This window comes from Dyella terrae (assembly GCF_022394535.1).
In the GTDB taxonomy this organism is placed as follows: Bacteria; Pseudomonadota; Gammaproteobacteria; order Xanthomonadales; family Rhodanobacteraceae; genus Dyella.
In genome coordinates, this window is sequence record NZ_CP089414.1 from 499,698 (window position 1) to 523,968 (window position 24,271).

Below are 24,271 nucleotides of genomic sequence, written 5' to 3' on the forward strand. Positions count from 1 at the left end.
GGCAAAAGCGTCAAACACCGGATAAGGACTCACACGTGGTGGGGAGGGAGGCGGCATCATTCCAGCCGCCGAAGGGAGCGTCGGTGCGGTCGATCACGGCGCCACCCAGACAGGCCTCGCCGTCGTAGAAAACCACCGATTGACCAGGGGTGACGGCACGCTGTGGTTCGTCGAACACCACCTCCAGGCCGTCGTCCAGCAGGAACACTTCGCAGGCTTGGTCGGGCTGGCGATAGCGGGTCTTGGCCGTGCAGCGGAAGTGCTGCGCGGGCGGCTGGCCAGCCACCCAGCTGGGCGGCTCGGCATGCAGGCGGCGCGAGTACAGCCAATCGTTTTCGCCGCCCTGTGCCACGTATAGCACGTTGCGGGGGACGTCCTTGCCAACCACATACCAGGCCTCCCCACTGGCGCCGTGGCGGCCGCCGATACCCAGGCCATTGCGCTGGCCTAGCGTGTAATACATCACGCCCTGGTGCTCGCCCACGGTTTCGCCACCAGGCGTGCGCATGGGGCCTGGCTGGGCCGGGATGTACTGGGACAGGAAGCCGCGAAAATCGCGCTCGCCAATGAAGCAGATACCGGTGGAATCCTTCTTGGCATGCGTCGGCAGCGCGGCATCCAGGGCCATCTGGCGCACCTGTGGCTTTTCGATCTCGCCGACCGGGAACAGCGTGGCCGCTAGCTGCTGCTGACCAAGGGCGTGCAGGAAATAGGTCTGATCCTTGGATGCGTCGACCGCCCGCAGCAAGCGATATTGCCCCTCGTGGAAGTCGACGCGGGCGTAGTGGCCGGTAGCGATCTTGTCGGCGCCCAGCAAGCGCGCCTCGTCCAGGAAGGTCTTGAACTTGATCTCGCGATTGCACAGCACGTCTGGATTTGGCGTGCGGCCTGCGCGGTATTCCGCAAGGAAGTGCTCGAATACGCCGTCCCAGTACTCGGCGGCGAAATTGCGCGCATGGAAGGGAATACCCAGTCGTCCGCACACGGCCACGGCGTCCTTGCGGTCGATGTCGGTGGTGCAGGGGCCGTCACGGTCGTCTTCTTCCCAGTTCTGCATGAACAGGCCTTCCACCGCGTACCCCGCCTGTTGCAGCAGCAACGCCGCGACCGAAGAGTCCACGCCACCGGAAATACCCAGCATCACCTTCACGGGTAACGGTCCTCAGCAAGCAGGCTCTGCAGCAGGTCCAGTGGATAGCGCTGACCAGCCAGCCAGGCATCGATGCTCATCAGCACCAGCGGACTGCGCAATTGGTCACCTAGTGCCACTATTTCGTCGCGAGTGAGCCACAGGGCACGGCGAATGCCGTCATCCAGACGCCGCGCCGGATCGTGGCTGATCGCACGGGCAGCGAAACTGAAGCGGATGACGCCGTCGCCGTGCTCGGTGCTGCGCCACTGGTGCACGCCGAGCAGGTGATCCAGTGCCACCGTCCAGCCGGTTTCCTCCAGCGTTTCTCGCACGGCCGCAGTGGCCAGACTCTCGTAGTCATCCAGGTGGCCGGCCGGCTGGTTATAGGCAACGCGGCCGTTCACCTCCTCTTCGACCATGAGGAAGCGGTCACCATCGACAACCACGCAGGCCACGGTCACATGTGGGCACCAGACTTGCAGGGGAATAGGGGCGGGATCGGCCATTGAGGACATATGGCGGCGAATGCGGCACTGGAAAAGCCGTCATTGTGCCATTACCTGAAGGCGATCTGCCTTTGACGATGCCCGCAGGGCCTGGGCGGTATACTTCCCCCAAGGAAATTTAACGTAGAACCATGGCTCACGAACCCGAACACGAACAAGGTAATGGTCACGGTCTGGCGCTTGAAACCTCCCGCCCGGAGGTGGCTCGGCCGCCACTCTTTCAAGTGGTGCTGTTGAACGACGATTTCACGCCGATGGATTTCGTGGTCGACGTGCTGCGGAGCTTCTTCAGCCTGGATCAGGAACGGGCGGTGCAGGTCATGCTGCACGTCCATACACGCGGAAAGGGAGTCTGCGGGGTGTTTACCCGGGAGGTTGCTGAAACCAAGGTGACCCAAGTGAACGAATATTCACGTGCCCATCAACACCCTTTGTTGTGCACTATGGAAAAGCTCTAAACGACCCCATTTTGGTGCCATCGCGGCATTGCCGCCGTGCCACATAGCGGAGTAGGTCCGGATGTTCAGCAAGGATCTCGAAGTCACCATCGGCCAGTGCTACAAGCAGGCCCGCGAGCAGCGTCATGAATTCATGACGGTGGAACACCTGCTGCTCGCACTTACCGAAAATCAGTCGGCCTTGGGCGCTCTGCGTGCCTGCGGCGTCGACCTGCCGCGCCTCACGCGCGAGCTGGAAAAGATCATTGCCGAAACCGTACCGGTACTGCCGCACGGGGACGAACGTGATACCCAGCCCACGCTGGGCTTCCAGCGCGTGCTGCAGCGCGCGGTGTACCACGTGCAGTCCTCGGGTCGTAAGGAAGTCACCGGCGCCAACGTGCTGGTGGCGATCTTCGGCGAGAAGGATTCCCATGCGGTCTATTTCCTGCACCAGCAGGAAATCACGCGCCTCGACGTGGTTAACTACATTTCGCATGGCATCGCCAAGATCGGCGACGAGCCGTCGCAGAGCATGCCCGGCTCCGAGCGCGAATCGGAAGACGGCGAGCCCAAGGGCAATCCGCTCAGCGAATACGCCAGCAACCTCAACGAACTGGCGCTGGAAGGCAAGATCGATCCGCTGATCGGCCGCCAGGACGAAATTGAACGCACCATCCAGGTGCTTTGCCGTCGCCGCAAGAACAACCCGCTCTACGTGGGTGAGGCGGGCGTGGGCAAGACGGCGCTGGCCGAAGGCCTCGCCAAGCGCATCGTGGATGGCGACGTGCCGGAAGTGCTGGAAAACGCCACCATCTGGTCGCTCGACCTGGGTGCGCTGGTGGCTGGCACCAAATATCGCGGCGATTTCGAGAAGCGCCTGAAGGCGGTCATCGGCCAGCTCAAGAAGCAGCCGGGCGCCGTCCTGTTCATCGACGAGATCCACACGATCATCGGTGCGGGTTCTGCGTCGGGCGGCACCATGGACGCAAGCAACCTGATCAAGCCTATGCTGGCCTCGGGCGAGTTGCGCTGCATCGGTTCCACCACGTTCCAGGAATTCCGCGGCATCTTCGAGAAGGACCGCGCGCTGGCCCGTCGCTTCCAGAAAATCGACGTGGTCGAGCCGACCGTGGCCGATAGCCTTGAGATCCTCAAAGGGCTGCGTTCGCGCTTCGAGGAGCACCACAACGTTACCTATACCAGTGAGGCCCTGAAGGCCGCGGTGGATCTGTCGGTGAAGCACATCCCCGACCGCCTGCTGCCCGACAAGGCCATCGACGTGATCGACGAGGCCGGCGCCCGCCAGCGCCTGCTGCCGGCCGACCAGCGCACGGGCAAGGTGGACGTACCCGAGGTCGAGTACATCGTCGCCAAGATGGCGCGCATCCCCGCCAAGCAGGTGTCGGCGTCGGATCGCGACGTGCTGAAGAACCTGGAGCGCAATCTCAAGATGGTGGTGTTCGGCCAGGATGCAGCCATCGAAGCGCTTGCCGCCTCCATCAAGATGGCGCGTTCGGGCCTTGCCGATCCATCCAAGCCGATCGGTTGCTTCCTGCTCGCCGGCCCCACCGGTGTGGGCAAGACGGAAGTCACCAAGCAGTTGGCCATGCAGTTGGGCATCGAGATGATCCGCTTCGACATGTCCGAGTACATGGAAGCGCATTCGGTCTCGCGTCTGGTCGGCGCACCTCCGGGTTACGTCGGCTTCGATCAGGGTGGCCTGCTTACGGAAGCGGTCACCAAGCATCCGCACGCGGTGCTGCTGTTGGACGAAATCGAGAAGGCACATCCGGATGTATTCAACATCCTGCTGCAGGTGATGGATCGCGGCGTGCTCACCGACACCAACGGCCGCGAAGCCAACTTCAAGAACGTGGTGGTGGTGATGACCACCAACGCGGGTGCTCAGCAGGCCTCGCGTCGCGGCATCGGCTTCGTCAAGCAGAACCACTCCATGGATGCCATGGAAGTGATCCGCCGCAGCTTCACGCCGGAATTCCGCAACCGCCTGGACGCGATCATCCAGTTCAATGCACTGGATTTCGATCACATCCTGCGCGTGGTGGACAAGTTCCTGATCGAACTGGAAGCCCAGCTCACCGAGAAACACGTGAGCCTGGATGTCGATGCCGATGCCCGCCGCTGGCTGGCCGAGCATGGTTTCGACCCGCAGATGGGCGCACGTCCCATGGCACGCGTGATCCAGGAAAAGGTGAAGCGTCCGCTGGCCGACGAGCTGTTGTTCGGCAAGTTGGCCGACGGTGGCAAGGTGCGCCTGAGCGTAAACGAGGGCGAGCTGACCGTAACCACGGAAGCGGCGGAAAAGTTGCCCGCCACGGTTAGCTGACCGCCGCGACACTTCTCGCAATAGCCAAAAAAAAGGGCGCCCAAGGGCGCCCTTTTTTGTTGTCCATCGTTCGCCTGCGGCCTGCGTTGAAAGCCACTCACTTCTCTCTGGTGAAGTAAATGAGAGTTTTCGAGTAAGTAACAAAAACTATGTTTTCGGCTTGCGTTGAAAGCCACTCACTTCTCTCTGGTGAAGTAAATGAGAGTTTTTCGATTAAACAAAAAAGCCTGTGTTTACGGCTTTTTGAGATGTCTCTGATGTTGATTCATCCGACGAATACCTAATCTTCCGGGCCATGAAAGCGGGGGCTTTTCCTCGCTCTATGTCATCTCTGCCTGGGTATTTATATGAACAAGATTTACCGCATTGTTTGGAACGCCACTACGTGCCGTTGGGTCGTCGCCTCCGAAATGGCCACGGGCCGCAAAAAGTCCGGCTCGGCGAGTGTGAGCAAAATAGGCGCAGGTCTATTCGCTATCGGTATGGGCATCAGCGGCATTTCGCTATGGCCCAGCGCCGCCATGGCTGCCGGTATTTGCGTCACCAACGGTGGCTCCCCTAAAGCGCTCGATAGCAATTCGGGCGTTACCAACACCTGCGGAGCGACGCCGGGCTGGTGGGACGGTACCAACCAGGCGAATGACAACGCTTCACAGATATACGCGGGCAATACGCAGTTCGACCTCAACGGAACCAAGCAGACCATCACGCTTGCGCCGAACCAAACATCGATGCTGACGATGAGCGCCGTGGGTAATAACGTTCTTCTGAACGGTGTGGCCGCCGGTGCGATCAACGGCAGCAGCGTGCAGGGTGTCAACGGCTCGCAGTTGTTCAATACGGCCTTCACGACAGCATCTGCCCTGGGCACCACGCTGGGCACCAACGGCGCGATCAATGCGCCGAGCTATGCGCTGACCAACGCCAACACCATCGCCGGCACCAGCGGTGCGGCCACCGACGTGGGCACGGGCTTCGGCAAGGTCGATGCGGCGCTGGGTACGCTCAACACCAATATCGGCGCAGTCACCACTACGGTGAACAACATCACCAATGGCGGCGGCATCAAGTACTTCCACACCAACTCCACGGCGGCCGATTCGCAGAACCTGAGCAGCAACACCATCGCGATTGGCGGCGGTGCGGTCGCCGGCGTAAGCGTTTCCAGTTCTACCGGAGCGGGCGCTATGGCCATTGGCAATAATGCCAACGCCGCTTCAGCGAACTCCATTGCCCTCGGCACCAATGCGGTCGCCAATAACTACGCTGCTCCTGAAGGGAACAACCTGATTTCGATTGGCACCAATGCCACCACGAGCTACGGTCACAGCATAGCCATCGGCGGTAACGCCAGTGCGTCGCCGTCTCCGAATGGCTCGAATGGGCTAGGCTACGCGACCGCACTGGGTGATGGCGCCGCCGCCAATGTGACTGGTGGCACGGCCGTGGGTGCGAACGCCGCGGTGACGAAAGATTACTCCACCGCACTGGGTGGCTGGGCCACTGCCAGCGGCAATGCCTCCACCGCCGTGGGCAACTCCGCCTTGGCATCGGGCTCAGGCAGCCTGGCCATGGGCGGTGCCAGCGCGACAAACAACAATGCCGTGGCCCTTGGTCAGGGAAGCCAGTCCAGTGCCGCCAATTCAGTAGCGCTGGGCGCCGGTTCCACCACCACGGCCAACCTGACCCTCTCCGCCTATAACCCCGGCAGTGCTGTGCTGTCGGGCACCGCTTCAACGGTCAACGGCGAAGTCTCGATCGGCAAATCCGGCAGCGAGCGCCGCTTGACCAACCTCGCCGCGGGCTCGGCGCCGACCGATGCGGTCAACGTGAGCCAGTTGCAGTCGCAAGACGCCGAGGTGGATAACCTCGGTGCGACGACGGCGACGGCCCTGGGTGGCGGCGCGAGCTATAACGCCACCACCGGCGCGATCAGCGCGCCGAGCTATGCGCTGACCAACGCCAACTCCATCACCGGCACCAGCGGTGCGGCCACCGACGTGGGCACGGGTTTCACCAAGGTCGATGCGGCGCTGGGTAAGCTCAACACCAATATCGGCGCAGTCACCACTACGGTGAACAACATCACCAATGGCGGTGGTATCAAGTACTTCCACACCAACTCGACGGCGGCCGATTCGCAGGCCATTGGCAGCGAGACGATCGCCATTGGCGGTGGTGCGGTTGCGGGTTCTGCTGCCACTCTCCCTTCGGGGGCGCTGGCCATAGGTAGCAACGCGCTCTCTCCTGCAGCGAACTCTATCGCGATCGGCACCAATGCAAAGATTGGTACCTCCATTTACCCCAACACGGCCGACCTGATTGCGCTGGGTACCAATGCTCAGGCGAGCTACGGTCACAGCATTGCCATCGGCGGTAACGCAAGTGCATCGCCGTCTCCGAATGGCTCGAATGGGTTCGGGTACGCGGTCGCTCTGGGTGATAGCAGCACCGCCAATGCGATTGGTGCCACGGCCGTGGGCGCGAACACCGTTGTGTCGGCGGACAACGGCACCGCGCTGGGCGTGGGCGCCAAAGCCTCGGCTACCAATTCGGTGGCACTGGGTGCCAATTCCACCACCACGACCGACCTGACCAAGGCGGGCTACAACCCGGGCAGCGCTGCGCTATCGGGCGCTGCTTCGACCGCCAATGGCGAAGTCTCCATCGGTAAGTCGGGTAGCGAACGTCGTCTGACTAACCTGGCTGCCGGTTCGGCGGCGACTGACGCAGTCAACGTCAGCCAATTGCAGTCCGAAGACGGCAAGGTCAACCAGCAAGGCACGACCACAGCTTCGGCCCTGGGCGGCACCTCTGCCTACAACAGCACCACCGGCGCGATCAGCGCGCCGAGCTATGCGCTAACCAACGCCAACAGCATCGCCGGCACCACCGGCGCGGCCACCGACGTGGGCACGGGCTTCGGCAAGGTCGATGCGGCGCTGGGTACGCTCAACACCAATATCGGCGCAGTCACCACTACGGTGAACAACATCACCGGCGGTGGCGGCATTAAGTATTTCCACGCCAACTCGACGGCGGCCGATTCCGTGACCAATGGGGTCGAGACGATCGCCATCGGCGGCGGCGCGGTCGCCGGCACTGGCAACCTGACCCCCGGGGCCATGGCCATTGGCAGCGGCGCCTTTTCCGGCGCAGCAAACTCCATCGCCATTGGCACCGGTGCAGCGGCTACGGTCGCTGCTTACCATACCCAAACGCAAAACTTGATTGCGATCGGTGCCAATGCCACGGCGAGTTACGGCCACAGCGTTGCCATCGGCGGTAACGCCAGTGCGGGGCAGCTCTCGGATGGCCCGGATGGACTGGGCTACGCGACCGCACTGGGTGATGGCGCCACCGCCAACGTGGTCGGTGGCACGGCCGTGGGCGCGAACACCGTGGTGTCGGCGAACTACGGCACCGCGCTGGGTATCGGTGCCACTGTCAGTGGCGTGAACGGCACGGCGACTGGCACGGGCGCCAATGCCTCGGGGCAAAACAGTTCGGCATTTGGCAGCAACGCCAACGCCGCCGGAACGTACAGCTTGGCGATGGGCGGTGGTGCCAGTGCCTCTAACAATGAATCGGTTGCCGTAGGTTATGCCTCGACCTCGAGTGGTAACTTCGGTACGGCCCTTGGCTATGCAACCAATGCGGCGGGCGATCGCTCTGTGGCGCTGGGCTCCCAGGCGTCGGTCGCGGCCGGAACCAACCTGAGCATGGCGCTGGGCCGTCAGTCGGCCGCCACCGCCAACAATGCCGTGGCGCTGGGTTCCAACGCGGTGGCCGATCGGGACAACACCGTCTCGGTGGGCAGCGCGGGCGCGCAGCGTCAAATCGTGAACGTGGCCAAGGGCGTACAGGGCACTGATGCGGTGAACGTCTCGCAGCTCACCCCGGTGGTGAGTGCACTGGGCGGCGGCGCGGCCATCGACCCCACTACGGGCGCGGTCACCGGCCCGAGCTATGCGCTCACCAACGCCAATAGCATCAACGGCACCACCGGCGCAGCCACCGACGTGGGCACGGGCTTCGGCAAGGTGGATGCGGCATTGGGCAAACTCAACACGCAGGTAACCAACACCAACACGCTGGCAACCAACACCAACCGCTACTTCAAGGCGGGTGGTCTGAATGATGGCACGGACAATGCTGCGATCAGCGGTGCATCTGTAGGCATTGGTGCCAACGCCAAGGCATACGGCACAGCTTCTGGATACAACCCCACCAGCTACCAGAACTCTGTGGCCATCGGCAACACCGCGACCACACAGGGCGGGGGCGCCATCGCCATCGGTGACCATGCTAACGCCAATTTCACCAACATCGCGATCGGCGCAGGTGCTGACGTTTCCGGGGGGCAACCGTAACGCGATGGCGTTGGGGACTGGGAGCCAGGCCACGGGTTCGAACGCGGTTGCGCTCGGTTCGATGTCCGTCGCCGACCGTAACAACACGATTTCGGTGGGCTCGTCCAGCAATCTGCGTCAGGTCGTGAACATGGCCGCCGGCACGCAGGACACCGACGCGGTCAACGTCTCGCAGCTCATGCCAGTGGTCACTGCGCTGGGCGGCGGCGCGGCGTTCAACGCCACCACCGGTGCGGTCACGGGTCCGAGCTATGCGCTGACCAATGCCAACACCATCGCCGGCACCACCGGTGCGGCCACCAACGTGGGCACGGGCTTCAGCAAGGTCGATGCGGCGCTGGGCACGCTGAACACGCAGGTGACGCAGAACACCAGCGACATCGCCGGCAACACCACGTCGATCAGCAACCTCGACGGTCGAGTGACGCAGAACACCACCGACATCACCAACCTGCAGAACAACATCAGCACCGGCACTGTCGGTCTGGTGCAGCAGGCGGCGGCCGGTGCCAACCTGACCGTTGGCAAGGATACCGACGGCGTAGCCGTGGACTTTGCCGACAAGAACGGCGCCACCCGTACGCTCAAGAACGTGACGGCCGGTGTGGCTGACACCGATGCGGTGAACATGTCGCAGCTCAACGCGACCAATGCCAACGTGACGCAGAACACCAGCGACATCGCCGGCAACACCACGTCGATCAGCAACCTCGACAACCGTGTGACCACCAACGAAGGTGACATTTCGACCATCAACAGCACCATCAACACCATGAATGGTCAGCTGGGCGATGCCGTGATGTACGACTCGGCCGCACACGACAAGGTCACCCTGGGCAACGCCGGTACGCCGGTGCAGCTGACCAACATCAAGAACGGTGATCTGTCGGCATCCAGCAGCGACGCGGTGAATGGCTCGCAGCTGTACGCGACCAATCAGCAAGTGGCACAGAACACCAGCGACATCGCCGGTAACACCACGTCGATCAGCAACATCACCAACCAGATCAACAGCGGCACGATCGGTTTGGTGCAGCAGGCCTCGGCCGGCGCCAACCTGACGGTGGGCAAGGACACCGACGGTGCTGCTGTGGACTTCGCTGGTACGGCGGGTGCCCGCAAGCTGATCAACGTGGCTGATGGCACGGTGGCCGATGGCAGCCTGGACGCAGTGAATGGCGGTCAGTTGCATGGCGTGAGTCAGTCGGTGGCCAATGCCATCGGTGGTGGTTCGACGGTGAACGGAGATGGTTCCATCTCGGCGCCGAGCTACACGGTGACCAACGTCGACGGCTCGACCAGCACGGTCAACAACGTGGGCGATGCCATCACCAACATCGATGGCCGCACGTACGGCAACACCACGGCGATCAATAACGTCACCAACCAGATCAACAGCGGCACGATCGGTCTGGTGCAGCAGGCGTCGGCCGGTGCCAACCTGACGGTGGGTAAGGACACCGATGGTGCGGCCGTGGACTTCGCCGGTACGGCGGGTGCGCGCAAGCTGATCAACGTGGCCGATGGCACGGTGGCCGATGGCAGCCTGGACGCAGTGAACGGCGGTCAGTTGCACGGTGTCTCGCAGTCGGTGGCCAACGCCATTGGCGGCGGCTCCACGGTGAATAGCGATGGTTCCATCTCGGCGCCGAGCTACACGGTGACCAACAACGACGGCTCGACCTCGACGGTCAACAACGTGGGCGACGCGATCACCAACCTCGACGGCCGTACGTACAGCAACACCACGGCCATCACGGACCTTAGCCAGACTATCGACAACATCACCAACAACGGTGCGGGCATCAAGTACTTCCACAGCAACTCCACGCAGGCCGATTCGGTGGCCAGCGGCGTGAACGCGGTGGCGGTGGGTGGCAATGCCCTGGCGTCGGCCAGCAATGCGGTGGCGGTAGGTAGCGGTGCGCAGGCCACGCAGGCCAACAGCGTGGCGCTGGGTTCGGGTTCGACCACGTCGACGGTGACGGCCACCACGGGCGCCACCATTGCGGGCACCAGCTACACCTACGCGGGCGGCACGCCGACCGGTACGGTGAGCGTGGGCAGCGCGGGCAGCGAGCGTACGGTGACCAACGTGGCCGCGGGCCAGGTCTCGGCCACCAGCACGGACGCGGTGAACGGCAGCCAGCTGTACGCCACCAACCAGGCGGTGAACCAGCTCGATGGCCGCATGGGTAACGTCGAGAACAACCTGAGCAACGTCACCAACACGGTCAACACCATCACCAACAACATGTCGAGCGGCCAGAGCGGTATGTTCCAGGTCAGCGCCGAGAGCAACAGCACGCAGCCGGTGGCTTCGGGCACGCGCTCCACGGCGGGTGGCAACGGTGCGGTGGCGTCGGGTGCAGGTAGCACGGCGGTGGGTAACGGTGCGCAGGCCACGGGCAGCAACAGCGTGGCGATCGGCACGGATTCCGTGGCCGACCGCGACAACTCGGTGTCGGTGGGCTCGGCAGGCAAGGAGCGTCAGATCACCAACGTGGCGGCCGGTAAGGCCGACACGGATGCGGTGAACGTGTCGCAGCTGAAGTCGGCAGGTGTGATCAACGGCGACGGTTCGACCAACAAGACCGTGACCTACGACAACAACACCGACGGCAGCACCAGCGTCACCATGAACTCCGGTGGCGACCCGGCCATCATCCATAACGTGGCGGCCGGTCAGGTGTCCTCGGATGCGGCGACGGTGGGCCAGGTGAACGACGCCATGCAGCAGACGGCGAACTGGGCGAAGAACTACACCGACCATCAGGTGGCCAACGTGAGCCGTCAGGCACGCGCGGGTAGTGCTTCGGCCATCGCGGTGGCCAGCTTGCCGCAGGCGTACCAGCCGGGCCAGAACAGCGCGGGTGTGGCTTTTGGTACGTATCAGGGTCAGAGCGCGGTGTCGATCGGTATGTCTGCCATCTCGGAAAGCGGTCGTTACATCTTCAAGGTCAGCGCTACGGGTGCCCAGCACTCTGGCGCGGGCGCGGGGATTGGCGCCGGTATGGTCTGGTAAATCCGGTCTTTGCATATCGGAAGAGGGCGGCGCCGTAGCGATACGGCGCCGCTTTTTTTGGGGCGGCTCAAAGGCGCGCCGTCGACCTCTCGCCTGTCAGTGTCACGTAGATCTAGAGGCCTTCGGCTCGTTTCGATGTCGAAACCCAGTGGGCATCAGTTCGCCCAGGCTGTCATGGAAAATGTTTGGGTTGTCGTTGGGTAACCGCTGCTCGGTGCATTCGCGAATATTCGGGTGCTCGTGGAACAGGGGCAAGATCATCGCTGCCTTACGGCCTCGGATCGTCCTCCGTGGGAACGACGTTTGCTGCATGCTCATATAGGAAATCGATGAGCTTGCGAACCGCCGGCATAAGCGCGCTGCGAGGGGAGAACAGCGCATAGACGATGTTCGTCAGCCCTTTCCAGTTGCGTAGTGGTTCGATCAGCGTCCCATTGGCCAGTTCAGCGTGAAGCATGTAGTCCGGCAACATCGCGGCACCTAAACCGGACACCGCGGCTTTTTTTAGTAAGGGTAGATCCCTCATGATGAGACGTGGCATGTGCCGCACTATCTGGATATGGCCGTCAGGATTCATGAGTCGCCATACATTTTGATTGTCATCCGAGCCTCGGTCGAGCGTATCGATCCGCAACAGGTCAGCCGGATCGCGTACCGGCCCTTGACGCTCCAGTTGCGCAGGACTGATCACCAGCAAGGGATGAATCACGTTTAGCTGTTTGACGGCTAACATGACGCTATCTTCGATCGCGGATCGCACGCGTATCGCAATATCAACCCCTTCTTCCACCAGGTTGACTGGCCGGTCGATGAGTCGCACGTCGAGATGCACGTCTGGATACAGCGCCATATACCGCAACAGCAAGGGACCTATGGTGGTTCTCGCCAGCGTGACGGGACACGTGATGCGCACCGTGCCGCTCGGCGTGCCTTGTAGCTGCGCGATGACTTCTGTTGCCGCGACTGCGGCATCGCGCATATCCCTGCAATGTCGCAGGTACATTTCGCCGACGGGGGTTAGCGATAGCTTTCGCGTGGTGCGTTGTAACAACAACACACCCAGTCCGCGTTCGAGTTCGGCGATGCGCCGTGATAAGCGTGATTTCGGAACTCCCAGCACGCGACTTGCCGCGGCGAATCCACCACGTTCGGCTACTTCGGCAAAGAAGATCATGTCGTTGAGGTCCTGCATGATCGATTGTCCTATGGCTGGGACAGTCAAAACCGGACGCGGCGTCTTATCAAACTATTCGCAAGCGCTAGACTTTATACCGTGCAGAGGTGCTCATTCATCACCGCGTGGCCATGCTCGCATACGAGCATCGTGTAGACTTCACTTCGACATCGTTTTCACATGATGCATACGGTGATGGAGTTCGCCGGTCAGGTGTGGAGTTCCGTTCTTCACGCCGGTTATGGACGAAGCTAATCGATGCCGTTTTAACTTTAAATTGCAGTTCATGAGTAACGTACCATGCGTGTAATCATTGCAGATGATCACCCCGCCGTACTGTTGGGGCTTGCGGAGATGTTGCGCTACCGCGGAGCCACCTTCCGGGTAGAAGCCGAGGCACATTGCGGCAAGGATTTGCTCGACAAGCTCAAATGTAACCCGTGCGATTTGCTGATCACTGACTTCAGCATGCCCAACGAGGCGGACTCCGACGACGGTCTGGCATTGCTGCGAAAGCTACGCAGTAACTACCCTAAACTCCCGATCCTGGTTCTCACCATGATCGACAATGCCGAGTTGATTCATAGCACCATGCGGCTCGGCATACAGGGCGTTGTCAACAAAGCGGCGGTGGCCACTGAGTTGTTCACCGCCATCGATACGGTCATGGAAGGACGGCCGTATATGAGTGAGCGAACGCGTCAGCAATTGCTGGAATTTTCTTCGGGGCGACGCGGTGGCCTGTTGTCAAACCGCGAGATAGAGGTCATTCGCCTCCTGGCGAGTGGACTAACCGTATCGGAACTTGCCCGTCGCTCAAATAAATCGGTGACCACCATCAGTTCGCAGAAGCGAGCGGCCATGAAAAAGCTTGGCTTGAGCAGTGAAGTACAGTTGTTCGAGTATGCGCGCACTCAGGGTCTCGTCTAAGTACCGAACAGATCGGCGCCGATGCATCACATGTGCGTTGGCTGCTGCCCCGTGCAGAGAGTACGGCCCAAGAGCTGAAGTACATCGCCACTACCCGCGATTGCTGGATCAGTCGGTATGGAATTTCTTGACCTGGTCGCTGAGGTCGCCGGTGATCTGCGTCGAAAAGATGTAGTCAATCAGGCGGTGAGTTCAGCGGTGATAGTGGCCCGATGTCATGCTGGCCTGACGGATGCCGGCAGTGGCGAAGCTGGCGCACTATGCGGTCATTGCTCTTTATAGAACTGCGGCTGCCGCTCGGTAAGCACCTTCGCCCCGGTGCACTCGCGGTTGAGCCATTCAACACGCGGCTTGCCATGGATGCATTCGACGAAGCCGTTCTGTCACGGACCTCCCCTCGCGGTGAACGCCGGAGTGATAGCGGCATCGCGCGGCCGGCGCATGATCACCGTCCCCGTGAACTCCACGCCGCTGTCCGAACGTATCGTGGTCTCTCTGCCTTGGTCTTTGGATCCACGGTAGATGCCATCGTGCTGCGCCGTCATCACGAGCGAGTTTGTCGGATGCTCACCAATCAGCATTAAGGTGCCGCATGTCCGGTCAGCGGCTGTCGTGAAGCGCTTCTGGCTTTCACGCGGATGACGAATGGCGAGAAGGGACGTTTTGAGCAGGCAACCAGGACACGTCACGGAAACAAAAAAAGGCCGCAATGCGCGGCCTCTTTTTTCTCCTGCAGAAGCGCACCCTGTGCGCGACCTCCGGAGCATCGGTTTCATCGTTGCCTTGTGGGCAGCTCCGCGTTCAACACGGGCTCCACAGGGCAGGATTACTTCATGCGGTAGGTGATACGGCCCTTGGTCAGGTCGTACGGGGTCATCTCCACCTTCACTTTGTCGCCGGTGAGGATGCGGATGTAATGCTTGCGCATGCGGCCGGAAATATGGGCCGTGATGACGTGGCCGTTTTCCAGCTGCACGCGGAACATGGTGTTGGGCAGGGTCTCCTGGACCGTGCCTTCCATTTCGATGACGTCGTCTTTGGCCATGCGTTCCGGTGAGGGCAGGGGGCAGCCGTCATGGCCGCGCAAGCCGTCGATTATGCCACGGAAGTTCGCGGGATGCTCTTCTTCTATTCAGCCCGGGCCTCAGCGGCGCTTTTCAGCGGCGGGTCATGGCCGCCTTTCGGGGAGGTCCGTCGCCGGGATACGGGCTGGCCGAGGCGAGCCAACGTATTGATATCAAAGCCAGGTATCGCTTATTTCGACTCATGTCCGTACCCGGTACGCCCCACGGCCTGTGCTGACTGAAGCTGGGCATGCCGTGGGGTTAAACCGTCATCAGCCGAAGTGCTCGTCGAGCTTGCGACGGATCTCCTGCTCGACCATGCCCTTCAGCGGCGCGAGCATCATGCCGAGCTCGGCGGTCACCTGGATGGCTTCACTGCCCACGGCAATGCTGCCGTTCACGCCCGGGCGAGCGAAGCGCAGCGTGTCGCCTTGCCACTGTCCCTCCATGCCGAACTTTTCCTGCATGCGCGCCGCCACTTTGTCGACCACCGCACGAGCCTCGGCCACGGAGAGCTGGTGCGGGCGGTGGATATCGATCTTGGGCATGGACGGGTTCCTCTGGAGGCGAAACGGGCATGGTATGTCAGATGGCCGATCGTAGGCTGACTGCCGTCCTATTGCCTAAAACGAGCACTTAATCGCGCAGGCATCTGCTAGAGTCCCGGCCGTCCATCGACTGGTTCACTGATGCGCATCGAGTTTCCCAATTCGCCCCGCGAGGACTTTCACTGGGACGGCCCTGCGTTGCGCATCGGCAGTGCGCCGGACAACGATCTGATTCTCGCCGCGCATCAGACGGGCGCGTACCACCTGCGCATCCAACTGGATCGTCGCGGCTGGATACTTCAGGTGCTTCCGCAAGGCAATCGCATCTACGTCAACGCGCGCCCAGTGCGCGAGAAGGCGTTATTGCGCGCGGGCGACGTCCTCAGCGTGGGCGATTGCCGCATGTTGTTGCGGGCCGAAGAAGGGCCTGCGCACAACCTGCCCGTGACGGTGCCGGCCGAAGGGCGCTGCACGGTAGCTTTGCGTGCCGTGGCGGGGCCGCTTTCCGGTCGCGTACTGTCGCTGCAGGAGAAGCTGGAACTGGGCCCGCACGGACGTATCCCCCTCGAATTGCCGCAAGGTGAGACGGCGTCGCTGGCGGTGTTTTGGCGTGACGGTCAACTGATGCTGGAGGCAGGGCAGCAGTCCACGCGTTACCCGCTACGCGTGAATGGCGTACCCGTAACGCAGGCGACTCTGCGGCCCGGCGACCAGGTCGGCCTCGGCATGCATCGTTTCGTGGTCGATGCCCCGGGCTTGGAGCCCGAGCCGGAGATCGCGGCCCCTGAGCCCGAGAAGCAACATCTGCCCGAGGAAGACGCCGGTCCACGTGGCGAGGTCTGGTGGCTGATTGCCACGGCGGCCGTGCTGGCGCTGGGTATTGCAGTGGTTTTGTTGGTGCGCTTCTGAGGTCGCTTGCGGGCGATTTGCTGGCCTCTCTATCCGGGTTAACGCTGCGTTGCTGCGACGCGGCATAATGCGGCGACCATCCTGTCAAAGGCGTCGTCAGTGAGCAGACTCTGGAATTTCAGCGCCGGCCCAGCCGCGCTGCCGCAACCGGTACTCGAACGCGCCCAGCGCGAGCTGTTGGACTGGCAAGGTTGCGGTGCCTCGGTGATGGAGCTTTCCCATCGCGGCAAACTGTTCATGGGGTTGGCGCAGCAGGCCGAGGCCGATCTGCGGGATCTGCTGGCGATTCCACAGAACTACGCCGTGCTATTCCTACAGGGCGGGGCCACCCAGCATTTCGCCCAGATCCCCATGAATCTGGCGAGCGAGGGCGACAGCGCGGATTACGTCGTCACCGGTCACTGGGGTGAAAAGGCCGCCAGTGAAGCGGCTCCGTACGTCAGGGTGAGTGTGGCAGCCAGCAGCAAAAACGAGAGCTACTTGCGAGTGCCGCCACGCGAGACGTGGCAGCTCGATCCGTGTGCGGCCTACGTACACTACACGCCGAACGAAACCATCCACGGCGTGGAATTTCATGACATTCCGGATGTCGGCGACGTGCCGCTGGTGGCGGATATGTCATCGGACATACTCTCCGGCCCCGTCGACGTGTCGAAGTTCGGCCTGATCTATGCCGGCGCGCAGAAGAACATCGGCCCCTCGGGCCTAGTGATCCTGATCGTGCGCCGCGACCTGCTTGAACGTGCCTCGCGCCCGATGGCGCGCATCTTCCGCTACGCCGATCACGCAGCGAACGATTCCATGCTCAACACGCCCAATACGTGGGGCTGGTATCTGGCTGGCCTGACCTTCCAATGGCTCAAGGAGCAGGGCGGGCTGGCGGCAATGCGCGAGCGAAACCTGGCGAAGGCCGCGTTGCTATACGACGCGATCGATGGCTCCGGTGGCTACTACCGCAATCCGATCGAGCATGCCTCGCGCTCGCGCATGAATGTGCCATTCACCCTGCACGATAGCGCGTTGGACGCCGATTTCCTCAAGGAATCGGAGGCGGCTGGCCTGCTCGCACTCAAAGGGCATAAGGCGATTGGCGGCATGCGCGCCTCGATCTACAACGCGGTGCCGCCCGAAGCGGTGCAGGTATTGGTGGCCTTCATGCAGGACTTTGCCAAACGTCACGGATGAAACCGTTGCATGGTGATGGGGTATGCGGGACTATCCCGCGTTCCCCGTTTGGACTTCTTTCCTTCCGCATCGTTACGACATGACCGACAAGAAATCCTCGCTTTCCGACGTGCGCGAGCGCATCGACAGTATCGATCAGCAGATCCAACAGCTGATTTCCGAACGCGCCGGCTGGGCGCAGGAGGTGGCGCGCGTGAAGGGCGCAGGGCTCTCGGCGATCGACTATTACCGACCGGAGCGCGAGGCCCACGTGTTGCGCATGGTGGTCGATCGCAACGATGGGCCGCTTACCGATGTTGAGATGGTGCGGCTTTTCCGCGAAATCATGTCCTCGTGCCTGGCGCAGGAAGATCCCCTCAAGGTCGGCTTCCTCGGCCCCGAAGGCACGTTCAGCGAACAGGCTGTGCGCAAGCACTTCGGTCACGCCGCGTATGGGTTGCCGCTTGGCAGCATCGAGGAAGTGTTCCAGGAGGTCGCGGCGGGCCATGCCGATTTCGGCGTGGTGCCCGTGGAGAACTCCGGGCAGGGCATGATCCAGGTCACCCTGGATATGTTCCTCACCTCCGAAGCCACTATCTGCGGTGAGGTGGAACTGCGCGTCCACCAATGCCTGCATTCGCTCAACGGCAAGCTGGAAGGCATCAAGCGTGTCTATGCGCATGCGCAGTCGTTGCAGCAGTGCAAGACCTGGTTGCGCATCAATCTGCCCGGCGTGGAATGCGTCGCAGTGAGCAGCAATGCGGAGGCAGCGCGTCTGGCCCGCCACGCAGATGATGCCGCCGCTATTGCCGGCGAAACGGCCGGGCGCGTCTATGGTCTCAAGACCGTGGCGCAGGCCATCGAAGATCGCGCGGACAATACGACGCGCTTCCTCGTCATTGGGCGCTCGTTGTTCCCGCCTTCGGGCAACGACCGCACGTCGCTGCTCATCACGGTGAACGACAAGCCGGGCGCGCTCTATCATGTGCTCAAGCCGTTCGCCGAACACGACATCAGTCTTAACCGCATCGAATCCCGTCCCGCCCATTCGGGCAAGTGGCAGTACGCGTTTTTCATCGACGTGTCGGGCCACATCAACGACGAGCCGATGCAGGCCGCCATGAAGGAAATGGGCGAGGCCGCCGCGCAGGTGCGCGTGCTTGGCTCTTACCCGGTGGCGCTGCCCTGATATGTATCGGGCCGCCGCAGGGCGGCCCCTGGAGAATCCCCGTGACCCGACTCGACTGGACCAGTCACCATGCCCGTGCGCTGAAAGGTAGCGTGCGCGTGCCGGGCGACAAATCCGTATCGCACCGCGCACTCATGCTGGGTGCGCTGGCCGAAGGTACTTCGCATATCCGTGGTTTCCTGGAAGGCGAGGACACGCGTGCGACCGCCGCCGTCCTTCAGCAATTGGGCGTGCGCATCGACGCGCCGGCTGATGGCGAGCGTGTGGTGCATGGCGTGGGCCTGCATGGCTTGCAAGGCACTACCTCGCTGCTCGATTGCGGTAACGCTGGTACAGGCATGCGTCTGCTCGCCGGCTTGTTGGCGGGGCAGGCGTTCGACAGCACGCTGGTGGGCGACGAATCGTTGTCTAAGCGCCCGATGCGTCGGGTAACCGACCCGCTAGCCAGCATGGCGGCAAAGATCGATACGCAGGATGGTCTTCCGCCGCTGCGTATTCATGGCGGCCAATCGCTTACCGGCATCGCGTATACATTGCCGGTGGCCAGTGCTCAGGTGAAATCGGCATTGCTGCTTGCTGGGTTGTACGCGCAGGGTGCGACGGAGGTGATCGAGCCGCACCCGACGCGCGATTACACCGAACGCATGCTGGCCGCGTTTGGCTGGCCTATCGAGTTCGCGCCCGGCCGCGCGAGGCTGACGGGTGGGCACTCGCTTCGCGCCACGAACGTGGATGTACCTGCGGATTTTTCCTCGGCTGCGTTTTTCCTGGTCGCCGGTAGCATCGTGCCAGGGTCCGAGCTGCATCTGCCGGCGGTGGGTCTCAATCCACGTCGCACTGGTCTGCTGCAAGCCTTGCGCCTGATGGGCGCGGATATCCGCGTGGAGAACGAGCGCGAGAGCGGCGGCGAGCCGGTCGGTGATCTCGTAGTGCGGTACGCGCCGTTGCATGGCATCGAACTGCCCGAGGCACTCGTGCCGGACATGATCGATGAATTCCCCGCACTGTTCGTGGCCGCCACCGCGGCCACGGGTAAGACCGTGGTGCGGGGTGCGGCGGAGCTGCGCGTGAAGGAATCGGATCGCCTTGCCAGCATGGCGGCGGGCCTGCGTGCACTCGGCGCCACCATCGATGAGGTGCCGGATGGCGCGACGATCGAAGGCGGCCCGCTGGGCGGTGGCGTCATCGACAGTCACGGGGATCACCGCATCGCCATGAGTTTTGCGGTGGCCGGGCTCATCGCCAACGGCCCGGTGCAGATCCATGACTGTGGCAACGTAGCGACCTCATTCCCGGGCTTCCTCGAGCTGGCGAACGGTTGCGGGTTCGACCTTCGCTAGGCTTGACCCTCTCCTTCAGCGAGGGAGAGCCTGTCACTCGCCCTGTGGAGATGTAGCCGCTACGCTTGGCGCTCCGTCCCGAGGTGACCATGTCCGCTGCCACGCCCTCCTTCATCGTCGCCATTCCCGCCCGTTACGGCTCTACGCGTTTGCCAGCCAAGCCGCTGCGTGAAATCGCAGGCGTGCCGATGGTGGTGCGTGTGGCACAGCGCGCGCTGGAGGCAGGTGCTGCGCAGGTGATCGTCGCCGTGGACGACCAGCGTATCGCCGATGCCTTGCAGGGGCAGGGTGTGGATGTGTGCATGACCCGCAGCGATCACGCGTCCGGTAGTGATCGCTTGGCTGAATGTGCCGAACACTATCGCTGGGCCGACGATGCCATCGTGGTGAATCTTCAGGGCGACGAGCCATTCGCCCCCGCTGCCGGCATCCGTGAAGTAGCCCGCGCACTGGCCGACGACGATGCCCCCATGGCCACGCTGGCTACACCCATTACGGAAGCCCACGAGCTGTTCGATCCCAACGTGGTCAAGCTGGTGCGCTCGGTCGGTGGGCGCGCGCTGTATTTCAGTCGTGCACCGGCGCCGTGGGCGCGCGATGCGTTCGCGCTTCATCGTGATGTTCTGCCGGAAGGCGTGCCGTTCCTGCGCCATATCGGCATCTATGCGTATCGGGCGGGTTTTCTGAAGCGCTACACCACGCTGGCGCGCACACCACTGGAGCAGGCGGAGTCACTGGAGCAACTGCGTGTGCTTGAGCACGGTTTCCCCATCGCCGCCCGCCTGACGCCGGAACCGTTTCCGCCGGGCATCGATACTGAGGCTGATCTGGAGCGCGCAGAGCGCTGGTTGAGCGGCAGCTGATCGATCAGCGTCGACGGCGTACGAGCATCACGAACAAACCGCCGAGCACCAGGCCCACGACAAGCCCGATACCGGCGCCCCAAAGGGCGCCGTTGTTGCCGGCGATGAGGCGGCCGATGAAGAAGCCGAGCACGAATAGAATGGGTAGTGGCAAACAGCCCATGCGTATCTCTACCGTTCCTTCCGTCCCCTGCGCCGCGACGCGTCGCGCAGAACGGGCGGATTCTGGCTATTTGTTGAAGGTAATCGGGATCTGCACATAGCCGTCGGCGGGTGCGCCCTGCTTGATCGCCGGTTTGTACGACCAGGCTTTCACCGTCCGGATGGCCTCGTCGTCCAGTGCCGTCGATCCGGATGACATCATCACGTGGAAAGACTTTGCCTTGCCGTCGGCGCCCACCTGCACCATCACCACCACCGTGCCCGCGACACCGGCGTTTTTCATGGCGGTGGAATAACGGGGCGCGGGCTGGGGGCGATCCTCGTCGACGCTGGCTGGGCGGTCGGCAGATACGCTGTCGGCATGACTCGCGGCGGATGATGCGGCCGCTGGCGCGGATGAATCCTGTGCAGCGGTCCCGGCGAAAGCCGCCTGACCCAGGATGATCGCGGCAACGCAGGCCGCTGTCGTCATCAGCTTGCTCTTCACGTTCTTCCCCCCTGTTAACCACCCAAGCATAGTCGGGCTGTGCGCTTGGCAACAATCATGTCCTCTGGCACAGCGGGCGGGCTTGATAGTGGCCTGTTGCGCAGCCATAAGAATGAATTGCGCAAGGCGGGCCGTAGAGTCCTGCGCCTGGTTTGTCGACATTCGCGCCATAAGGGCCTGAGAGGAACATTGTTTCTGATGAGAACTCGCGAAGGTCTGTCCATTCTTTTCGTTTGCATGGGCAATATTTGCCGCTCCCCCTTGGTGGAAGCCGTGGCGCGCCAACGCAGTGCAGAGGCGGGCCTGGCATTGACGCTAGCCTCCTGCGGCACGGGAAACTGGCACGCTGGCAAAGGAGCCGATCCCCGGATGGTGCGGGCCGCCGCTGCCGCAGGGTACGACCTTGCGCCGCATCGGGCGCGCCAGGTGCGGACGTCGGACTTTGTGGAGTTTGACTGGGTGCTGGCCATGGACCGGGACAATCTGGCGTACCTCGAAGAGACCCGCCGTGGGCGCGGGGTGGAACCTACGCTGTTTCTGCCCTGGGCGAGCGTGACCGAGCCGGAGGAATTCCCCGATCCGTACTTTGGTGCGGAGGAAGGCTTCCGTCATGCCGTGGCGCTGGCGGAGCAGGGCGTGGATGGCCTGATCGCACGCCTGCGGCGCGGGTGAGCGGATAGAATTACGCGATGCAGTCCACTCCGCCGCCGCAAGCCTTCGACGGCAAGGCTTTCGTCAAAAACCTCTCTACGTCGCCGGGCGTCTATCGTTATTTCGACGAGGAAGGCGACCTGTTGTATGTGGGAAAAGCCGGCAACCTGAAGAAGCGCGTCGGTAGCTATTTCCTCAAGCCGCGCATGGAACCGCGTATTGCGGCGATGGTGTCGCAGATCGCGCGCGTCGATATCACGGTAACGCGCACTGAGGGTGAGGCGCTGCTGCTCGAATCGCAGCTGATCAAGTCGCTCAAACCGCGTTACAACATTCTGCTGCGCGATGACAAAAGCTACCCGTACATCTATCTGTCGGGCAGCGAAGAGTACCCACGGCTCGCGTTCCATCGCGGCGCACGTAACATGCCGGGGCGCTATTTCGGACCGTACCCGAGCACGTTCGCCGTGCGCGAAAGCCTCAACCTGATGCAGAAGCTATTCAAGGTGCGGCAGTGCGAGGATAGCTATTTCAAGAATCGCTCACGGCCTTGCCTACAGCACCAGATCGGTCGATGCACGGCGCCGTGCGTAAAGCTGATCACCGTGGATGACTACCGCAACGACGTGCGTCACGCGGAGATGTTCCTCGAGGGGCGCAGCAGTGCGGTGATTGACGAATTGGCCGGGCAGATGGAGCAGGCCAGCAAGTCGCTGGCATTCGAGCGGGCGGCGTCGCTGCGCGATCAGGTGGCGGCCCTGCGCAAATTGCAGGCGGAACATCACGTGCAGGGTGCTAGCGCGGATATGGACGTGTTGGCGTGCCGCATCGAGGCGGGCATGGCCTGCGTGAGCGTGCTGTTCTTCCGCGATGGCATCAGTCTCGGCACGCGCGACTTCTTCCCGCGCCTACCGCTGGACGCCGAGCCGGCCGATGTACTGGAGCAGTTCATCGCGCAGTACTACCTTGATCGCCCTATGCCACGCGAGCTGATCCTGGGCGAGACGCTGCCGAACCAGCAGATCCTTGGTGAGGTGTTGGCGCAACAATCCGGTCACGTGGTGGAGCTGAAGTCGAGTGTGCGTGGTGAGCGCGCGCGGTTCCTGCAAATGGCGGAGCGCAATGCCCAAGCCTCGCTCACGGCCAAGCTGGCAAGCCGCCAGACGTTGGGAGCCCGCTTCGACGATCTGCAGAAGCTGCTGGAACTCGGTGAGCCGCCGCGTCGCATCGAGTGCTTCGACATCAGTCATACGCAGGGCGAACTGACCGTCGCATCGTGCGTTGTATTCGGACCGGAAGGTCCGGAAAAGTCGCACTACCGCCGCTTCAACATCACTGGCATCACGCCCGGCGACGATTACGCCGCGATGCATCAAGCCCTGGTTCGACGCTTCCGCAAGGTCGCGGAGGGCGATGGGGCCAAGCCCGACGTGCTGCTGATCGACGGCGGTGGCGGGCAGGTGGCTCAGGCGCTGGATGTGCTCCGGGAGCTAGGCGTAACGGGCATCAACGTGGTCGGCGTGGCCAAGGGGCCGGGCCGCCGCGCGGGCGAGGAAACGCTGGTACTGGCCGACTCCGGACGCAACCTGCATCCGGGGTCGGCGTCACCGGCCCTGCACCTGGTGGCGGCCGTGCGCGACGAGGCGCATCGCTTTGCCATCACCGGGCATCGCAAGCGGCGCGAGAAAGCGCGGGAACGCAGCGTGCTCGAAGATGTCCCAGGAGTGGGCGCGCGTCGACGCTCGGCACTGTTGAAGGCCTTTGGTGGCCTGTCAGGTGTCGAGGCGGCCGGCGTGGAGGAGCTGACTCGTGTGAAAGGCATTGATCGCGGGCTAGCCGAACGCATTTATGCTGCACTCCATGGCTGATCGACGCGGATCCGGGTGTGATCCGTCATTTCAGCGAAAGCCAAAATCCCGCATGATCGAAGGCAGGGCTTCAGCCGATTCGATGATGGCCGATTCACT

General features: G+C 62.6%; 18 protein-coding genes and 1 pseudogene. 12 read left to right on the forward strand and 7 right to left on the reverse strand.

Annotation, left to right across the window (positions count from 1 at the left end; translation table 11 throughout):
• Positions 1 to 10: 10 nt before the first annotated feature.
• Both mnmA and DYST_RS01965 read right to left on the reverse strand, forming a co-directional pair.
• Positions 11 to 1,150, reverse strand: coding sequence for a tRNA 2-thiouridine(34) synthase MnmA (gene mnmA / locus DYST_RS01960; RefSeq protein ID WP_275666914.1), 1,140 nt, complete (start codon positions 1,148 to 1,150; stop codon positions 11 to 13).
• Positions 1,147 to 1,638 (reverse strand): NUDIX hydrolase, encoded by a 492-nt coding sequence (locus tag DYST_RS01965; RefSeq protein ID WP_239949632.1) that lies wholly within the window; start codon positions 1,636 to 1,638, stop codon positions 1,147 to 1,149. Before DYST_RS01965 ends, mnmA begins: the two co-directional genes overlap by 4 nt.
• A 131-nt stretch (positions 1,639 to 1,769) precedes the next feature.
• Between DYST_RS01965 and clpS the strand changes: the two genes are divergently transcribed.
• The 4 genes and pseudogenes from clpS to DYST_RS01985 form a co-directional block, all read left to right on the forward strand.
• Positions 1,770 to 2,096, forward strand: a complete 327-nt coding sequence (gene clpS / locus DYST_RS01970; protein ID WP_102304699.1) for an ATP-dependent Clp protease adapter ClpS — start codon at positions 1,770 to 1,772, stop codon at positions 2,094 to 2,096.
• 61 nt (positions 2,097 to 2,157) lie between these two features.
• On the forward strand, positions 2,158 to 4,425 hold the full coding sequence (clpA, locus tag DYST_RS01975; protein WP_239949634.1) for an ATP-dependent Clp protease ATP-binding subunit ClpA: 2,268 nt from the start codon (positions 2,158 to 2,160) through the stop codon (positions 4,423 to 4,425).
• Between the two features lie 347 nt (positions 4,426 to 4,772).
• Entirely contained in the window at positions 4,773 to 8,798 is a 4,026-nt protein-coding gene (locus DYST_RS01980) for an ESPR-type extended signal peptide-containing protein (protein ID WP_239949636.1), read from the forward strand.
• A pseudogene (locus DYST_RS01985) lies at positions 8,797 to 11,823 on the forward strand (YadA-like family protein); the annotation flags it as partial. The gene DYST_RS01980 and the pseudogene DYST_RS01985, both read left to right, overlap by 2 nt.
• A gap of 268 nt (positions 11,824 to 12,091) precedes the next feature.
• Here DYST_RS01985 and DYST_RS01990 read toward each other — a convergent pair.
• On the reverse strand, positions 12,092 to 13,015 hold the full coding sequence (locus DYST_RS01990) for a LysR substrate-binding domain-containing protein (protein WP_239949640.1): 924 nt from the start codon (positions 13,013 to 13,015) through the stop codon (positions 12,092 to 12,094).
• A 282-nt stretch (positions 13,016 to 13,297) separates the two neighbouring features.
• On the opposite strand from DYST_RS01990, the gene DYST_RS01995 reads away from it, so the two are divergent.
• Positions 13,298 to 13,927, forward strand: a complete 630-nt coding sequence (locus DYST_RS01995) for a response regulator transcription factor (RefSeq protein WP_239949642.1) — start codon at positions 13,298 to 13,300, stop codon at positions 13,925 to 13,927.
• 826 nt (positions 13,928 to 14,753) lie between these two features.
• Here the strand turns inward: DYST_RS01995 and infA are convergent.
• Positions 14,754 to 14,972 carry a translation initiation factor IF-1 gene (infA, locus tag DYST_RS02000; protein ID WP_019466733.1) on the reverse strand — a complete coding sequence of 73 codons (219 nt, stop codon included), beginning with the start codon at positions 14,970 to 14,972 and terminating at the stop codon, positions 14,754 to 14,756.
• 291 nt (positions 14,973 to 15,263) lie between these two features.
• Positions 15,264 to 15,539 (reverse strand): polyhydroxyalkanoic acid system family protein, encoded by a 276-nt coding sequence (locus DYST_RS02005; RefSeq protein ID WP_239949644.1) that lies wholly within the window; start codon positions 15,537 to 15,539, stop codon positions 15,264 to 15,266.
• 141 nt (positions 15,540 to 15,680) lie between these two features.
• Between DYST_RS02005 and DYST_RS02010 the strand changes: the two genes are divergently transcribed.
• From DYST_RS02010 to kdsB, 5 genes are all read left to right on the forward strand, one after another.
• Positions 15,681 to 16,448: an FHA domain-containing protein gene (locus DYST_RS02010; protein ID WP_239949645.1), complete on the forward strand. Its 768-nt coding sequence runs from the start codon at positions 15,681 to 15,683 to the stop codon at positions 16,446 to 16,448.
• Positions 16,449 to 16,547: 99 nt separating this feature from the next.
• The gene (gene serC, locus DYST_RS02015; RefSeq protein WP_239949647.1) at positions 16,548 to 17,633 is read left to right on the forward strand and encodes a 3-phosphoserine/phosphohydroxythreonine transaminase; all 1,086 of its coding nucleotides are present in this window, start codon (positions 16,548 to 16,550) and stop codon (positions 17,631 to 17,633) included.
• A 79-nt stretch (positions 17,634 to 17,712) separates the two neighbouring features.
• On the forward strand, positions 17,713 to 18,801 hold the full coding sequence (pheA, locus tag DYST_RS02020) for a prephenate dehydratase (RefSeq protein ID WP_102304693.1): 1,089 nt from the start codon (positions 17,713 to 17,715) through the stop codon (positions 18,799 to 18,801).
• Positions 18,802 to 18,842: 41 nt separating this feature from the next.
• The gene (gene aroA, locus DYST_RS02025) at positions 18,843 to 20,141 is read left to right on the forward strand and encodes a 3-phosphoshikimate 1-carboxyvinyltransferase (protein ID WP_239949649.1); all 1,299 of its coding nucleotides are present in this window, start codon (positions 18,843 to 18,845) and stop codon (positions 20,139 to 20,141) included.
• Between the two features lie 89 nt (positions 20,142 to 20,230).
• Positions 20,231 to 21,004 (forward strand): 3-deoxy-manno-octulosonate cytidylyltransferase, encoded by a 774-nt coding sequence (kdsB, locus tag DYST_RS02030; RefSeq protein WP_239949650.1) that lies wholly within the window; start codon positions 20,231 to 20,233, stop codon positions 21,002 to 21,004.
• 4 nt (positions 21,005 to 21,008) lie between these two features.
• Here kdsB and DYST_RS02035 read toward each other — a convergent pair whose 3' ends face one another.
• Together DYST_RS02035 and DYST_RS02040 are read right to left on the reverse strand one after the other, a co-directional pair.
• On the reverse strand, positions 21,009 to 21,167 hold the full coding sequence (locus DYST_RS02035; protein ID WP_239949652.1) for a hypothetical protein: 159 nt from the start codon (positions 21,165 to 21,167) through the stop codon (positions 21,009 to 21,011).
• A 66-nt stretch (positions 21,168 to 21,233) separates the two neighbouring features.
• Positions 21,234 to 21,653 carry an energy transducer TonB gene (locus DYST_RS02040; protein WP_239949654.1) on the reverse strand — a complete coding sequence of 140 codons (420 nt, stop codon included), beginning with the start codon at positions 21,651 to 21,653 and terminating at the stop codon, positions 21,234 to 21,236.
• A 198-nt stretch (positions 21,654 to 21,851) separates the two neighbouring features.
• Here DYST_RS02040 and DYST_RS02045 point away from each other — a divergent pair, with 198 nt between their 5' ends.
• Both DYST_RS02045 and uvrC read left to right on the forward strand, forming a co-directional pair.
• The gene (locus tag DYST_RS02045; RefSeq protein WP_239949656.1) at positions 21,852 to 22,325 is read left to right on the forward strand and encodes a low molecular weight protein-tyrosine-phosphatase; all 474 of its coding nucleotides are present in this window, start codon (positions 21,852 to 21,854) and stop codon (positions 22,323 to 22,325) included.
• Between the two features lie 17 nt (positions 22,326 to 22,342).
• A complete protein-coding gene (gene uvrC / locus DYST_RS02050; RefSeq protein ID WP_239949658.1) occupies positions 22,343 to 24,172 on the forward strand; it encodes an excinuclease ABC subunit UvrC in 1,830 nt (609 codons plus the stop codon).
• Positions 24,173 to 24,271 lie beyond the last annotated feature (99 nt).

Coding starts and splice junctions, on each gene's coding strand:
- DYST_RS01980 (WP_239949636.1), top strand. CDS start 4,773: ATGAACAAGATTTACCGCATTGTTTGGAACGCCACTACGTGCCGTTGG.
- DYST_RS01965 (WP_239949632.1), bottom strand. CDS start 1,638: ATGGCCGATCCCGCCCCTATTCCCCTGCAAGTCTGGTGCCCACATGTG.
- DYST_RS02045 (WP_239949656.1), top strand. CDS start 21,852: ATGAGAACTCGCGAAGGTCTGTCCATTCTTTTCGTTTGCATGGGCAAT.
- DYST_RS01995 (WP_239949642.1), top strand. CDS start 13,298: ATGCGTGTAATCATTGCAGATGATCACCCCGCCGTACTGTTGGGGCTT.
- DYST_RS02010 (WP_239949645.1), top strand. CDS start 15,681: ATGCGCATCGAGTTTCCCAATTCGCCCCGCGAGGACTTTCACTGGGAC.
- pheA (WP_102304693.1), top strand. CDS start 17,713: ATGACCGACAAGAAATCCTCGCTTTCCGACGTGCGCGAGCGCATCGAC.
- DYST_RS02005 (WP_239949644.1), bottom strand. CDS start 15,539: ATGCCCAAGATCGATATCCACCGCCCGCACCAGCTCTCCGTGGCCGAG.
- clpA (WP_239949634.1), top strand. CDS start 2,158: ATGTTCAGCAAGGATCTCGAAGTCACCATCGGCCAGTGCTACAAGCAG.
- uvrC (WP_239949658.1), top strand. CDS start 22,343: ATGCAGTCCACTCCGCCGCCGCAAGCCTTCGACGGCAAGGCTTTCGTC.
- DYST_RS02035 (WP_239949652.1), bottom strand. CDS start 21,167: ATGGGCTGTTTGCCACTACCCATTCTATTCGTGCTCGGCTTCTTCATC.
- clpS (WP_102304699.1), top strand. CDS start 1,770: ATGGCTCACGAACCCGAACACGAACAAGGTAATGGTCACGGTCTGGCG.
- infA (WP_019466733.1), bottom strand. CDS start 14,972: ATGGCCAAAGACGACGTCATCGAAATGGAAGGCACGGTCCAGGAGACC.
- DYST_RS01990 (WP_239949640.1), bottom strand. CDS start 13,015: ATGCAGGACCTCAACGACATGATCTTCTTTGCCGAAGTAGCCGAACGT.
- kdsB (WP_239949650.1), top strand. CDS start 20,231: ATGTCCGCTGCCACGCCCTCCTTCATCGTCGCCATTCCCGCCCGTTAC.